Source organism: Sphingopyxis sp. J-6, from assembly GCF_046603995.1.
Lineage (GTDB): Bacteria > Pseudomonadota > Alphaproteobacteria > Sphingomonadales > Sphingomonadaceae > Sphingopyxis.
In genome coordinates this window covers 2,260,963-2,274,737 of the sequence record NZ_CP145810.1, presented here as the reverse complement: position 1 = coordinate 2,274,737, position 13,775 = coordinate 2,260,963, and the positions used below count along the sequence as shown (strand labels likewise).

The following is a 13,775-nucleotide window of genomic DNA, read 5'->3' as shown; positions in this document are numbered from 1 at the left end:
CCCGGGTCAAGCCCGGGATGACGGGAGTGTAGGGACGGCGCTCAATCGAGCCATTCGACCTTGTAGAGATCGAGCCGCCGGTCGGCGAGATTGCGGACCGCGCCGCCTTCGCGAGCCTTGCGCAGGTCGGCGAGCGAGAGGTCGGCGACCGCCATGCCTTCGCTGTTCGGTGTGACTTCGGCCGCGATGCCGTCGCGGGCGAAGGGGAAATCCGACGGCGTCAGGATCGCGCTTTCGGCGTGGTGGATGTCCATGTTGAAGACGTTCGGCAGGTTGCCGGTAACCCCTGCGGTCACGACATAGCATTGATTTTCGACCGCGCGCGCCGCGCAGCAATAGCGGACGCGCAAATGGCCGCGGCGGTCGTCGGTGCAATAGGGGACGAACAGCACCGTCGCGCCCTGATCGACGAGGCGGCGCGCGAGTTCGGGAAATTCGCTGTCGTAACAGATCATCAGGCCGACCGGCCCGCAATCGGTCTCGATGACGTCGGCATCGCACGTAGTGCCGCCCTCGATCCCCCATGTCTCGCGCTCGGAGGGGGTGGGATGGATCTTGTCGCGATGGTGCGTGGTGCCGTCGCGCAGGAAGATATGGCCGCGGTTGCGCATCGCACCGCTGGCGATCCGCACCGGATGCGAGCCGCCGATGATGTTGATCCGATATTGCTGCGCAAGACCGGCCATAAAGGCGTTGAAGCGCGGGGTCAGCGCGTCGATCGCGTCCATCGCCGCGGCGGCGGACAGGCGCGCGGGCGAGAGCAACTGCATCGGAAACAGCTCGGGGAAGGTGATGAAATCGCACCCGTAATCCGATGCCGAGGCGGTGAAATATTCGACCTGCCGTTCGAGTTCGTCGGGCGCTGAAATGCCGTGCAACCTGTATTGAACGGCGGCGACGCGAATCTTGTCGGGGGCGGCGGCGGGCGTAGCGGGTGCGGTCATGGCGGGCTTTTAGGCTCGCTCCCGGGCTGCTGTCCATCGGGATGCCGGGGAGGGTGAGGCGAATGTCCGCTTTGGGGTGGTGAACTGCCGTTCCATATTCGTCGCCCCCGCGAAGGCGGGGGCCGCTGGCAGCATTGAGCAAGGCCGATAGCGGCCCCCGCCTTCGCGGGGGCGACGATTGTTTGGCCACTACCGGCCGAAACCACCCATCCCAACTTTCGGTTTACAGCCCATCCCGACCCGGCATAAACATGTGTAAAATTAACCGACACTTCACGCCTGTCGCTTAGGGTCGCAGCCCGAAAGGGCGCAGTGCTGCATGTTCCGTTTGTTCAAACATTATGTCCCCCATGCGGTCGTCTGGCTGGCGCTGGTCGATTTCCTCGCGCTGCTCCTGTCGGCCGAGGGGGCGTGGCACATTTACGCGCACCAGGCCGATTTCGACGCGGGGACGTTCGGCGACCGCCTGCTTCCCGTTGCGACCTTCGCGATCGCCAATTCGCTCGCGATGATGGCGACCGGCATGTACGGGACCGAGGCGCTGCGTTCGATGCGTTTCGCGACCGCGCGGCTGCTCGTCGCCGTATCGCTGGGCGTCATTTTCCTCGCGGTGGTGGGGTTCCTGTTGCCGACGGCGACGCTGTGGCGCGCCAACAGCCTCTACGCGATGGTAATCGCGATCGCCGCCCTGTTGCTGATCCGGCTTGCCTTGACCCAGACCGCGGCGCCCGAGGCGTTTCGCCGCCGCGTCCTCGTGCTCGGCGCCGGGCCGCGCGCGGCGCGGTTGCAGGCGCTGGCCGACCAGCCGGGAAGCGGGCTGACGATCGCCGGCTTCGTCGCGATGGCCGATGTCGAAAGGACGATGACGCGCGCGGTGCCGCGCGAGAAGATCGCCAACCTGTCCGATCATGTCGTCGCGCTCGGCGCCGGCGAGGTCGTGCTGGCGCTCGAGGAACGGCGCAACGCCTTGCCGCTGGCCGACCTGCTGCGCGTCAAGACGACGGGGGTCCATGTCAACGATATCGCGAGTTTCATCGAGCGTGAAACGGGACGCGTCGACCTTGCGACGACCAACCCCAGCGGGCTGATCTTTTCGGACGGCTTTTCGGCGGGGCAGCGGATTTCGAAGGCGGGCAAGCGCGTGTTCGACATCCTCGCCAGCCTGCTCGTACTGGTCATCGGCCTGCCGCTGATGCTGATCGCCGCGATCGCGGTGAAACTCGACAGCAAGGGACCGGTCTTCTATCGCCAGTCGCGCGTCGGCATGTTCGGCGAGCCCTATGACATCCTGAAAATCCGGTCGATGCGGACCGACGCCGAAGCCGCGGGCAAGGCGGTGTGGGCCAGCGAGAACGACCCGCGCATCACCCGCGTCGGCAACATCATCCGTAAGCTGCGGATCGACGAGCTGCCGCAGCTCTGGTGCGTGCTGAAGGGCGACATGAGCTTTGTCGGCCCGCGCCCCGAACGCCCGAGTTTCGTCGAGGAACTCGAACAGCAACTACCCTATTATGCCGAACGGCACATGGTGAAGCCCGGCCTGACCGGCTGGGCGCAGATCAATTACCCCTATGGCGCGTCGGTCGAGGATGCGCGGGTGAAGCTCGAATATGATCTCTATTACGCCAAGAATTATTCCCCCTTCCTCGACCTGTTGATCCTGCTGCAGACCGTCCGTGTCGTGCTGTGGCCGGAGGGGGCGCGCTGACGATGGTGCTGGGGGGCGCCTCGCACATCCTGTCGGGACTGGCGCTGCTCGGCTTCGTCGGGGTCACCCTGTGGCTGCTGGCGCGGCCGCGGGCGCGTATGGCGGTGCTGGTGCCCGCACCGCGCTGGCTGATTGCCGCCGCCGCCGCGACCGGACTGTGGTGCGCCGCGCTCTATGTCTTCGATTCCGGGTCGTCCGAGGCGCTCGTCGCGCAGTCGCTGCGCAACGCGGTGATGCTCGGCTGGCTCGCCGCAACCTTCTGGTCGCCCGCGGCACCGATGTCGCGGCCGCTGCGCCTGATCGTCCGGTTGCTCGTCACGATCAGCCTGATCAGCCTGATCATGGGCGCGGCGGCGCATCTGCGCGACAGCGCCGCGGCGGGACAGTGGCTGGGTCCGGCGCTCGGGATTGCGGCGATGATCGTCGCATCGGGCGGCCTCCTGATCATCGATGGCGGTGTTCGCCACGCGAGCACGACGCTGCGCATGCCGGTCATGGCGGTCGCGGGCGGTTTTGCGATGCTGTGGGGCTATGAACTCAATTTCCAGTTGCTCGGCGCGCTGACCGGCAAGCCGGCGTCGGCGCTGATCGCGCTGCTCCCGGCGATGGCGCTGCTGACCTTGCCGGCCTATGTCGTCGCGGCGATGGATATCGGGCGCGAGCGCATGCAATTGTCGCGTACCGCGGCGATGCGGACGATCGTCCTGCTCGGCGCCGCCGCCTATCTGATCCTGATCGGGCTGACCGGCGCGGTCGCGCGGCTCGTCGGGGGTGACTATGGCGATCTGGCGCAGGGCATCTCGCTGATCGTCGCGCTCGGTGCGGGCGGGCTGTTGTTTCTGTCGGGCCGGGCCCGCGCCTGGCTGTCGGTGACCATCTCGAAGCATTTTTTCGAGCATCGCTATGATTATCGCACCGAATGGATGCGCTTCACCGCGACGCTCGGCGACGGGGGCGAGCAGGCGGGCCCCGACGACGACAATCTCCACCGCCGCGTCGCCAAGGCGCTTGCCGAACTGACCGGCAGCCCGGCGGCGCTGCTGATGCGCCCCGACGCGCTCGGCGGGTTTCGCGTCACCGACCATTGGCACTGGCCGACGGGAGAGGCGGACGAGACGACGCTGTCGCTGCGGTCGGCCTTCATGCTGCAGGAAACGCGGCATATCGTCGAACTCGACGCGCTGCGCCGCGGCGCGACGGGCGTCGCCGCCGATCTGGCGATCCCCGACTGGCTGGTCGCCGATCCGCGGGCGTGGGTCATCGTGCCGGTGCTGCATTTCCAGCGGATGATCGCGGTCGTCGTCCTCCACCGCCCCGCAATCTCGCGCGCGCTCGACTGGGAGGATCTCGACGTGCTGCGTATCGCGGGGCAGCAGGCGGCAAGTTATCTGGCCGAGGCGCAGAGCCAGCAGGCGCTGTCTGAAGCGCGGCGCTTCGATGAATTCAACCGCCGCTTTGCCTTCATCATGCACGATATCAAGAATCTCGCGAGCCAGCTCGGCCTGCTCGCGCGCAATGCCGAGCGCCACGCCGACAAGCCCGAATTCCGCGCCGACATGGTGGAGACGCTGAAGATTTCGGCTGGCCGCCTGTCGGACCTGCTCGTTCGCCTGTCGCCGCGCGCGCGCGGCCGCGCGGCGGAGGCGGAGCGGGTGCTCGTCGAACCGGTGCTTCAGGCGGTGGCGGCCGAGTTGCGGCCACGCCGGGTGCTGTTCGTCGGCTGCCAGGCCGGGCTCGCGACATGGGGCGATGCGGCCTCGCTTCGCCAGATCGTCCAGCAACTCGCCGCCAACGCGATCGACGCGTCGCCGCCCGACAGCGTGGTACAGCTTGTCGCGGCGAACGAGCAGGGGCGGGTGCGCATCGACGTGATCGACGAGGGCAGCGGGATGAGCCGCGCCTTTGTCCGCGAGCAATTGTTCAAGCCCTTCGTCTCGACCAAGGAAGCCGGTTTCGGTCTCGGCGCCTTCGAGGCGTTGCAACTGGCGCAGGCGATGGGCGGGACGATCGACGTGGCGAGCGAGCCGGGGCGCGGCAGCAAATTCTCGCTATGGCTGTCGGAGGGCAGCGCAGGGGGCGACGTGGGGTCGCCCGAACCGATGGCGCCAGATTCTATAGTGAAAGTGACGACGAAATGAGCGAGACCGGCTCCGACCTTCCCGCGCTGCTGATCGTCGAGGACGATCCCGGGCTGCAGGCGCAGCTCAAATGGGCCTATGACGGCTATCGGGTGCTGATCGCGGGCGATCATGACAGCGCGATCGACCTGCTGCGCGCCGAGGAGCCCGCGGTCGTGACGCTCGACCTCGGCCTGCCGCCCGATCCCGACGGGACGCGCGAGGGGTTTCGGGTTTTGAAGGCGATTCTGGAGGCAAAACCCGACACCAAGGTAATCGTCGTATCGGGGCATGGCGAACGCGCCAGCGCTCTCAATGCCATCGCGAGCGGCGCGTGGGATTTTTACCAAAAGCCGATCGATATCGACGAACTGGGATTGATCGTCCGCCGCGCCTTTCACGTCCGCGAACTCGAGGTCGAAAACGCCCGGCTCGCCGAGCAGGGCGCCAGCGACAATCGCATCCTCGGCGGGATGATCACCGGCGCGCCGGAGATGCTGAAGGTCGCGCGGACGATCGAGCGCGTCGCCAATCTCGACGTCTCGGTCATGCTGCTCGGCGCCAGCGGGACCGGCAAGGAATTGCTGGCGCGCGGGCTGCACGAGGCGAGCGGCCGCCGCGATGGCGCCTTCGTCGCGATCAACTGCGCCGCGATCCCCGAGAATCTGCTCGAAAGCGAGCTGTTCGGGCACGAGAAGGGCGCCTTCACCGGCGCGGTCAAGACGACCGAAGGCAAGATCGAACTGGCGCATGGCGGCACGCTGTTCCTCGACGAGGTCGGCGACATCCCGCTGCCGCTTCAGGTCAAGCTGCTGCGCTTCCTGCAGGAACGGACGATCGAACGCATCGGCGGGCGCAAGGCGATTGCCGTCGATACCCGCATCATCTGCGCGACGCACCGCGACCTCGATGCGATGATCGCCGCGCAAAGCTTTCGCGACGATCTTTATTACCGGCTCGCCGAAATGGTCGTGAAGATCCCCGCGCTCGCCGAGCGGCCCGGCGACGCGGTGCTGCTCGCGCGGCATTTCCTCCATCATTATGCGCCGGAGATGAACCCGGCGGTGCGCGGCTTCGCGCCCGATGCGTTGCAGGCGATCGACGAGGCGCGCTGGCCGGGAAATGTCCGCGAGCTGGAAAACCGGATCAAGCGTGCGGTGATCATGGCCGACGGCAAGCTGGTGACGCGGGACGACCTCGACATGTCGGGCGGGGCGGACGGCGACGACGAGGCGTGGCTGAACCTGCGCAGCGCGCGCGAGGCGGCCGACCGCGTCGCAATCCGCCGCGCCGTGACGCAGAGCGAGGGCAATATTTCGGCGGCCGCCAAGCTGCTCGGGATCAGCCGGCCGACGCTTTACGACCTGCTCAAGCAATATCGGATGCACGCCTGAAATGAGGCAAGGCCGTTTCTGGACAGGCACGCTGCTGATCGCGGCGATGCTGGCCGGATGCGGTGGACCGCGCCCGGTCGACACGCGGCAGGCGCTCGAACAGCGGCGCGCCGAATTGCAGGACGCGGTTGCCGACAATCCGGAAGCGATCGCCGAACGCGTCGAACTGGCGCGCATCGCGTTCCGGCTGGGCGACGGGGTGGCGGCCGGAGCGGCGGTGAAGGCGGCGATCGACGCCGGCGGCAACGAGGCGATGCTCCGCCCGCTGCTGGCGCGCGCCTTTGCCATGCAGGGCGACGGTATGCGGGCGCTCCAGACGCTCGACGCCGGACCGATCGCGCCGGAAGCGATGGGCGAGGCGGCGTGGGTCGCTGGCAATGTCCATCTCGACGACGGCGATCTCGGCGCAGCGCGCGACGCCTATGACCGCGCGGTGCGCGAACTGCCGCGCTCTTCGGCGCTGTGGGTCGATGTCGCGCGCTTTCGCGACGCCAATGCCGACACATTGGGCGCACGCGACGCGATCGACTATGCGATCGAGCTCGACAAGGCGAACGGCGCCGCGCTCGCCTACAAGGCGAACCTCATCCGCACCGAAGAAGGGCTGACGGCCTCGCTCGAATGGTATGACGCGGCGCTCGCCGCCGATCCCGACAACGCCGGCGCGCTGATCGACCAGGCGGCGACGCTCGGCGACCTCGGCCGTTATCGCGACATGCTCGGCGCGCTCCGCCATGCCGCGACGCTCACGCCCGGCAATCCGCGCATCTATTATCTGCAGGCGGTCCTTGCGGCGCGCGGCGGAAACTATCGTCTGGCGCGCAGCCTGTTGCAGCGGACACGCGGGCAGATGGACGAAGTCCCCGGTTTCATGCTGCTGAGCGCGATCGTCGAACTGGAGCTGGGGGGCGAAGCCGTCGCGGCGACCTGGGCCGACCGGCTGCTGTCCGAACAGCCGGGCAATATGACCGCGCGGCGGATCCTCGCGCTGTCGGACTGGGCAGGCGGCGATGCCGACGGCGCGGCCGAAGCGCTGATCCCGATCGTCGACCGCGAGGATGCCGACAGCTGGTCGCTGCTGCTGGCCGGGCGCGTGGCGGCCGAACTCGGCCGGCGCGGCGAGTCGGCCGACTATCTCGCGCGCGCGGCGTCACTGTCGCGCGGCGATGCGGCGCCGTTCGCGGCCGATAACGACTATGGGTTCCTGTCGATGGCCGCCGATGCCGAGCCGCTCAATCCGGCGCGGGCGATCCCGGCGATCGGCGCCGACATCATGGCGGGGCAGGCGGGGCGCGCGATCGAGAGGGCGACGCGGCTGCGCGATGCCAACCGCGGGGTTGCCGACGCGCATATCCTGCTCGGCGATGCCGCGATGGCGGGCGGGCAGTTCGCGCTTGCGGTCCAATCCTATCGCGCGGCGCGCGATCTCGATGCGGGCGAGCGGACGACGTTGCGGCTGGCGCATGCGCTGTTCCGGGCCGGCGATGCCGCCGGGTCGGGCGCCGCGATCCTTGCGCTGCGCGACAGCCAGCCGTCGAGCATCGCCGCCGACCGGCTCGCGGGTCATCTGGCGATGGACCTCGAACATTGGGATCAGGCGATCGCGCATTTCGAGCGCGTCCGCCGCCGCATCGGCAACCGCGACGTCGTCGTGCTGCGCGAATTGTCGAAGGCCTGGGGTGCCAAGGGTGATCGCGCGCAGGCGACGAGGCTGATCGCGCTTGCCTATCGCCTGCAGCCGCTGAATGCGGAGATCATGCGGCTCTATGCCGACCGGCTGGCCGAAGCGGGCGATGCGCAGGGCGCCGCCGATTTGCGCGACAAGGCGCGACAGATCGGACGGTAAGGGCGAAGTCGGGTTTCAGGGTTCGGATGACGGCTAACGGCCGTTTGCGGACACTAGCCCAATAACCGTCGCCCCCGCGAAGGCGGGGGCCGCTATCGGCCTAGCGCAAGGTTGCCAGCGGCCCCCGCCTTCGCGGGGGCGACGGATTGGGAACGGCAGCTCTCCACCCCAAAGCCCCTCCAGCCGATAAGGTCACCACGACCGAGCCGGGTTTCGTCCGTCTCAGGCCTCGGTCAGGTCGAGCAAGGTCCGCGCGTCCAGCCCGATGCGCCGCATCTGCTCCGCGACCGGGGGCCAGACATTGGCGAGGAAGTCTTCGCGCATCAGCGTGCGCAGCCGCTCGGTCGCACCTTGCGCGACGAACATCCCGACCCCGCGCTTTACCGTCACGAGCCCCTCGTCCTGAAAGGTCTGATAGGCCTTGGCGACGGTCAGCGGGTTGGCGCCCTGCTCGGCCGCGAGCGAGCGTACCGACGGCAACATGTCGCCGTCGCGGAAGCTGCCGTCGAGGATGGCGTTGGCGATGACATCGCGCAGGCGCTGGTACACGGGTTTGGACTGATCGAGCATGCCGCCTTAATGCCATAAGACAGCAGCACAGTCAAACGTGCTTCCTTACAAATTCTGGCACGCCTCTGAAATTAAATGTCCCAAGCGCTCACGACGTCGTCATATTCGGGCCGTGGCCGTTCGGACAGCGCGCCGCCGGCGGTGCCGAGGAAGAAATAGCCGACGATCGTATCTCCTTCGCGCGCGCCGAAAGCCTGCGCCACCTGAGGGCTGTACGCCGCCCAGCCGGTCAGCCAGCTTCCCACGAAACCGTGCGCGTGCGCGGCGTGGAGCACGTTCATGCCGACGGCGCCGGCCGACATCTGTTGTTCCCACAGCGGGATTTTCACGCCCTGCACGGGGGTGGACAGAAGGACGAGCAGCGTCGGCGCCTGATGCGCGAACTGGTCGAGCGCCGACAGGTCCATTCCCGCCGCGCCGGGATTTTCGGCGACCCAGGCATTTTTGAGCAAGGTCGCGAAGGCTTCGCGCTGGCCGTCGGCGATCGTGACGACGCGCCAGGGGGCGAGCTTGCCATGGTCGGGGGTGCGCAGCGCGAGCGCGATAATGTCCTTCAGCGTGGCGGCATCGGGGCCGGGCGCAATCATGTCGCGCGCCTTTCCCGAGCGGCGGGTGGCGAGGTGGGCGAGCAGCGAGGAGGTGTCGTTGAACATGGCAGCGCATGTGGCGTTTTCAGGCGCATAACGCAAGTGTTGCGAATCGTTCGCAACAGTTTTTGGCCCGGATGAACCGGTTTCACGCGCAATTAGATTCTTCCCATGAGAAATTTTCGCGCTAGGTTGCCCCATTCGCGCGGCGGGAAGCCGCGGTCAAAATATCCGGGAAAAGGGACGCATTTACATGAAAGACATGGGCCTTTGGGACGAAGGCGACTGGATCGCGGTTATCGCGCTGGTCGTGCTGGGGGTGTTCCTGACCATCGGGGCGCTGATCGCGGGCAGCAAGAAACCCGAATTCGCCGGCCACCCCAAGGGCCTTTACATGTTGTTCTTTGCCGAGATGTGGGAGCGTTTTTCCTATTACGGCATGCGCGCGCTGCTGATCTTCTACCTGACGCAGCACTGGCTGTTTTCGGACGGCAAATCGAACCTGATCTATGGGGCCTATACCAGCCTTGTGTATATCACGCCGGTGCTCGGCGGCTATCTGGCTGACCGCTATCTGGGACAGCGCAAGGCGGTGCTGTTCGGCGGCGTCCTGCTCGCACTTGGCCATTTGTTCATGGCGGTCGAGGGCGATCACGGGATCACCGATGCCGCGGTCAAGCAGTCCGAAGGCGCGATCAACGTCTTCTGGCTGGCGCTGGCGCTGATCATCGTCGGTTCGGGCTTCCTGAAAGCGAATATCTCGGTGATGGTCGGTCAGCTCTATCGTCTGACCGATGCCCGCCGCGACGCCGCCTACACCATCTTCTACATGGGGATTAACGTCGGCGCCGCGCTCGGCACGATCCTCGTCGGCTATCTCGGCCAGAAGATCGGCTGGGCCTATGGCTTCGGCCTCGCCGGCATCGGCATGGTTGCCGGCCTGATCGTCTTCGTGCTCGGCAAGAATGTTCTGCTCGGCGCGGGCGAGGCGCCGGCGCCGCTGGCGCGCAACAAGGAAATTTCCATCTATGGCATCGGCATCGCCGCGGTCGCGGTGATGTGGGCGCTGGTCCAGTATCAGGACGTCATCCAGAATATCCTGATCGTCTCGGGCCTCGCGCTGCTCGGCTATGTCCTCTACGAAAGCTTCAAGCTCGACAAGGAGCCGCGCGAGCGCATGTTCGCGATCCTGTTCCTGATCGCGCTCAACCCGCTGTTCTGGGGCCTCTTCGAACAGGCCGGTGGCAGCTTCAACCTCTATACCGACCGCTTTGTCGACAAGGGCGGCGTCCCCGCGTCGGTGTTCCAGTCGATCAACCCCATCTACATCATCCTCTTCGCGCCGGTCTTTGCGGCGCTGTGGCAATGGCTCGGCAAGCGCGGGCTCGAACCGTCGGCGCCCGCGAAGTTCGCGCTGGCGCTCGCCCAAGTCGGCCTTGGCTTCCTCGTCTTTGTCTGGGGCGCGAACAGCGTCGGGCCCGCGGTCGCGACACCGGTCTTCTTCGTCTTCATGCTCTATCTGCTCCACACGACGGGTGAGCTTTGCCTGTCGCCGGTCGGGCTCAGCGCGATGAACCGGCTGGCGCCGAGCTTCCTTGCGTCGCTGATCATGGGGGCCTGGTTCTACATGACCGCGGTCGGCAATTTCGTCGCCGGCAAGATCGGCGAGGCGACGGGCGGCGAAAGCGGCAACATGACGAAGGAAGCGACGCTCGGCATCTATTGGGAAATCGGCCTGATCACCATCGGCGTCAGCGTCGTCGTGCTCGCGCTGTCGCCGATCGTGAAGAAGTGGATGCACCTCGACACGCTGCGCGACCGCGACATCGCCGGCCGCGAAGAACTCGGCGAACCGCAAGCCGCCGGCACCCATCCCGAACCGAAGGGGGCGTAAGCGATGATCCGGGGCGTGAAGGGCAGCCTGCTGGCTGCGGTGTCGCTGGCGTTCGCCGGTTGTGCGGCGACGGGGTCCGATGCGAAATCGGCGGGCGACGAGCCCGCGGCGCCGGCGGCGAAGCCGGTCAAGTTCGACAAGGATCCCTATCCGTCGACCTACAAGCCTTATCCGGGCCGCCCGACGGCGGTGCGCGGCGTCACCATCTTCGACGGCGAGGGCGGACGGATCGACAATGGCACCGTGCTGCTCGCGGGCGGCAAGGTCGAAGCGGTCGGTGGCGCCGACACGCCGATCCCCGAGGGCGCCGATATCGTTGACGGGACGGGCAAGTTCGTGACCCCGGGCGTGATCGACATCCACAGCCACCTCGGCGACTATCCTTCGCCCAGCGTCGATGCGCATTCGGACGGCAATGAGGCGACCTCGCCGACGACGCCCGAAGTCTGGTCCGAACACAGCGTCTGGCCGCAGGATCCGGGGTTCAGCCGCGCGCTGGCCAATGGCGGCGTGACGTCGCTCCAGATCCTGCCGGGCAGCGCCAATCTGATGGGCGGACGCTCGATCACGCTCAAGAATGTGCCCTCGCGCACGGTGCAGGGGATGAAATTCCCCGGCGCCCCCTACGGCCTCAAAATGGCGTGCGGCGAGAATCCGAAGCGCGTCTATGGCGCCAAGGGGCGGATGCCCTCGACCCGCATGGGCAATTTCGCGGTCAATCGCGCGACGTGGCAGAAGGCGGCGGCGTACAAGAAGAAGATGGACGACGGCAAGGTCGTCGACCGCGACCTCGCGATGGAAACACTCGCGGGCGTGCTGGCGGGCGAAATCCTCGTCCACAACCATTGCTACCGCGCCGACGAAATGGCGCTGGTCATCGATATGTCGAAGGAATTCGGCTATAAGGTGTCGACCTTCCACCACGCGGTCGAGGCGTACAAGATCGCCGATATCCTTGCGAAAGAGGGTATTTGTTCGGCGATGTGGGCCGACTGGTGGGGCTTCAAGATGGAAGCCTATGACAGCGTCAACGAGAATATTCCGCTGGTGTACAAGGCGGGCGCCTGCACGATCGTCCACTCGGATGATGCGAACCAGATCCAGCGGCTCAATCAGGAAGCGGCGAAGGCGCTGAAGGCCGGGCGCCGCATGGGAATGCAGATCAGCGACGAACAGGCGTGGACCTGGCTGTCGTGGAACCCGGCAAAGGCGCTGGGGATCGGCGACAAGACCGGCAGCCTGAAACCCGGCAAGATGGCCGACGTCGTGCTGTGGAACGGCAATCCGTTCAGCGCCTATACGCGCCCCGAAAAGGTGTGGATCGACGGCGCGCTGATGTTCGACGCGATGGACCCGAAACGGCGGCCGGTGAGCGACTTCGAGCTCGGCCAGCCGGGCGAGGGAGATGTGAAATGATCCGCGCGCTGCTTCTTTCCGCCGCCGCGCTGGTCGCGCTTCCCGCCGCCGCGCAGGACGTCGCGATCGTCAATGCGAAGCTCGTCATCGGCGACGGCAGCGCCCCGGTCGAGGGCGGTTCGGTCGTCATCCGCGGCGGCAAGGTCGTCGCGGCGGGCGCCGGCGTTGCCGTGCCCGCCGGGATCGAACGTGTCGATGCGCAGGGCCGCTATGTGACGCCGGGCATCGTCGCGGCGTTCAGCCGCGTCGGGCTGGTCGAGGTCGATGCCGTTGCCGGGACGAACGACCGCGGCGCGGCGCGTTCGCGCTTTTCTGCCGGGCTCGACATCGCGCCCGCGCTCAACCCGATGGGCTCGCCGGTCGCGGTCAACCGCGCCTCGGGCGTCACCCGCGCGATCGTCGCGCCGAGCGCGAGCAGCAATTTGTTCGCCGGGCAGGGCGCGGTCGTCGACCTTGCCGACGACATGGACATGGTGACGCGTCCGCGCGCGTTGCAATTCGTCGCGTTCGGCGAGGACGGGTCGGCTAAGGCGGGCGGCAGCCGCGCCGCGACCTTCCTCTTGTTCCGCGAACAATTGCTCGCCGCGCGCAGCTATGCGCGCAATCCCGCGACCTTGGCCGAATGGGGCAATGACGCGATGATCCAGCGCGCCGATGCCGAGGCGCTGGTGCGGGTGATCGACGGCACGACGCCGCTGTTCGTCCGCGTCGACCGCGCCGCCGACATCCTGAACGTCATCAAGCTGAAGGGCGAATTCCCGGCGCTGAAACTCGTCCTCGTCGGCGTCACCGAAGGCTGGCTGGTCGCCCGCGAGATCGCGGCGGCGAAGGTGCCGGTGCTGGTGTCGCCGCTCAGCGACCTGCCCGACAGTTTCGAACGGCTCGGCGCCACGCAATCCAACGCCGGGCGGTTGAAAGCCGCGGGCGTCGACATCTCGGTCGGTGTCTTCGACGACGACGATGCGCATAAAATGGGCTATGCTATGCAATATGCCGGCAACCTCGTCGGGCTGGCGAAGCTGCCGGGCGCGAGCGGGCTGAGCTGGGATCAGGCCTTCGCCTCGATCAGCAGCGCCCCGGCGCGCGCCGTCGGCATGGAGGGCAGCATCGGATCGCTGCGCCCCGGCCGCGTCGGCGACGTCGTGATCTGGGACGACGATCCGCTCGAACTCGGCAGCCGGCCGACCGCCGTGTGGATCGACGGCAAGGCGCAGTCGCTGACGACGCGGCAGGATCGCCTGCGCGACCGCTATGCGACGCCGGGCGAGGGCGCGCTCCCGAAAGCCTATGATCGGTAGA

At 67.1% G+C, this 13,775-nt stretch carries 10 protein-coding genes; 7 read left to right on the top strand and 3 right to left on the bottom strand.

Annotated elements, in window-relative coordinates; all coding sequences use genetic code 11:
• Window positions 1-41: 41 nt before the first annotated feature.
• Window positions 42-944: a carbon-nitrogen hydrolase family protein gene (locus V6U71_RS10985; protein ID WP_411342259.1), complete on the bottom strand. Its 903-nt coding sequence runs from the start codon at window positions 942-944 to the stop codon at window positions 42-44.
• A gap of 319 nt (window positions 945-1,263) precedes the next feature.
• Here V6U71_RS10985 and V6U71_RS10980 point away from each other — a divergent pair, with 319 nt between their 5' ends.
• Genes V6U71_RS10980 through V6U71_RS10965 form a run of 4 tightly spaced genes read left to right on the top strand, consistent with a single transcriptional unit; the run spans window position 1,264 to window position 8,009 of the window.
• On the top strand, window positions 1,264-2,652 hold the full coding sequence (locus V6U71_RS10980) for a TIGR03013 family XrtA/PEP-CTERM system glycosyltransferase (protein WP_411342258.1): 1,389 nt from the start codon (window positions 1,264-1,266) through the stop codon (window positions 2,650-2,652).
• Window positions 2,653-2,654: 2 nt separating this feature from the next.
• Window positions 2,655-4,790: an XrtA/PEP-CTERM system histidine kinase PrsK gene (prsK, locus tag V6U71_RS10975; RefSeq protein WP_411342257.1), complete on the top strand. Its 2,136-nt coding sequence runs from the start codon at window positions 2,655-2,657 to the stop codon at window positions 4,788-4,790.
• The gene (gene prsR / locus V6U71_RS10970) at window positions 4,787-6,163 is read left to right on the top strand and encodes a PEP-CTERM-box response regulator transcription factor (protein ID WP_411342256.1); all 1,377 of its coding nucleotides are present in this window, start codon (window positions 4,787-4,789) and stop codon (window positions 6,161-6,163) included. The genes prsK and prsR overlap by 4 nt, the downstream gene beginning before the upstream one ends.
• A 1-nt stretch (window position 6,164) precedes the next feature.
• The gene (locus V6U71_RS10965; protein WP_411342255.1) at window positions 6,165-8,009 is read left to right on the top strand and encodes a tetratricopeptide repeat protein; all 1,845 of its coding nucleotides are present in this window, start codon (window positions 6,165-6,167) and stop codon (window positions 8,007-8,009) included.
• Between the two features lie 222 nt (window positions 8,010-8,231).
• On the opposite strand, the gene V6U71_RS10960 is transcribed toward V6U71_RS10965, so the two are convergent.
• Both V6U71_RS10960 and V6U71_RS10955 read right to left on the bottom strand, forming a co-directional pair.
• Complete coding sequence (locus V6U71_RS10960) at window positions 8,232-8,579, bottom strand: GntR family transcriptional regulator (RefSeq protein ID WP_054587989.1); 348 nt, start codon at window positions 8,577-8,579, stop codon at window positions 8,232-8,234.
• 71 nt (window positions 8,580-8,650) lie between these two features.
• Window positions 8,651-9,232 (bottom strand): nitroreductase family protein, encoded by a 582-nt coding sequence (locus tag V6U71_RS10955; RefSeq protein WP_411342254.1) that lies wholly within the window; start codon window positions 9,230-9,232, stop codon window positions 8,651-8,653.
• Window positions 9,233-9,419: 187 nt separating this feature from the next.
• On the opposite strand from V6U71_RS10955, the gene V6U71_RS10950 reads away from it, so the two are divergent.
• The 3 genes from V6U71_RS10950 to V6U71_RS10940 are packed head-to-tail and all read left to right on the top strand — an operon-like array spanning window position 9,420 to window position 13,774.
• Window positions 9,420-11,060 (top strand): peptide MFS transporter, encoded by a 1,641-nt coding sequence (locus tag V6U71_RS10950; RefSeq protein ID WP_054727486.1) that lies wholly within the window; start codon window positions 9,420-9,422, stop codon window positions 11,058-11,060.
• A gap of 3 nt (window positions 11,061-11,063) precedes the next feature.
• On the top strand, window positions 11,064-12,476 hold the full coding sequence (locus V6U71_RS10945) for an amidohydrolase (RefSeq protein WP_411342253.1): 1,413 nt from the start codon (window positions 11,064-11,066) through the stop codon (window positions 12,474-12,476).
• Window positions 12,473-13,774, top strand: coding sequence for an amidohydrolase family protein (locus V6U71_RS10940; protein ID WP_411342252.1), 1,302 nt, complete (start codon window positions 12,473-12,475; stop codon window positions 13,772-13,774). The genes V6U71_RS10945 and V6U71_RS10940 overlap by 4 nt, the downstream gene beginning before the upstream one ends.
• The last annotated feature ends 1 nt before the right edge of the window (window position 13,775 follow it).

What these genes read in the sequence shown, in the direction of transcription:
- V6U71_RS10985 (WP_411342259.1), bottom strand. Translation starts at nt 944, where the DNA reads ATGACCGCACCCGCTACGCCCGCCGCCGCCCCCGACAAGATTCGCGTC.
- V6U71_RS10980 (WP_411342258.1), top strand. Translation starts at nt 1,264, where the DNA reads ATGTTCCGTTTGTTCAAACATTATGTCCCCCATGCGGTCGTCTGGCTG.
- prsK (WP_411342257.1), top strand. Translation starts at nt 2,655, where the DNA reads ATGGTGCTGGGGGGCGCCTCGCACATCCTGTCGGGACTGGCGCTGCTC.
- prsR (WP_411342256.1), top strand. Translation starts at nt 4,787, where the DNA reads ATGAGCGAGACCGGCTCCGACCTTCCCGCGCTGCTGATCGTCGAGGAC.
- V6U71_RS10965 (WP_411342255.1), top strand. Translation starts at nt 6,165, where the DNA reads ATGAGGCAAGGCCGTTTCTGGACAGGCACGCTGCTGATCGCGGCGATG.
- V6U71_RS10960 (WP_054587989.1), bottom strand. Translation starts at nt 8,579, where the DNA reads ATGCTCGATCAGTCCAAACCCGTGTACCAGCGCCTGCGCGATGTCATC.
- V6U71_RS10955 (WP_411342254.1), bottom strand. Translation starts at nt 9,232, where the DNA reads ATGTTCAACGACACCTCCTCGCTGCTCGCCCACCTCGCCACCCGCCGC.
- V6U71_RS10950 (WP_054727486.1), top strand. Translation starts at nt 9,420, where the DNA reads ATGAAAGACATGGGCCTTTGGGACGAAGGCGACTGGATCGCGGTTATC.
- V6U71_RS10945 (WP_411342253.1), top strand. Translation starts at nt 11,064, where the DNA reads ATGATCCGGGGCGTGAAGGGCAGCCTGCTGGCTGCGGTGTCGCTGGCG.
- V6U71_RS10940 (WP_411342252.1), top strand. Translation starts at nt 12,473, where the DNA reads ATGATCCGCGCGCTGCTTCTTTCCGCCGCCGCGCTGGTCGCGCTTCCC.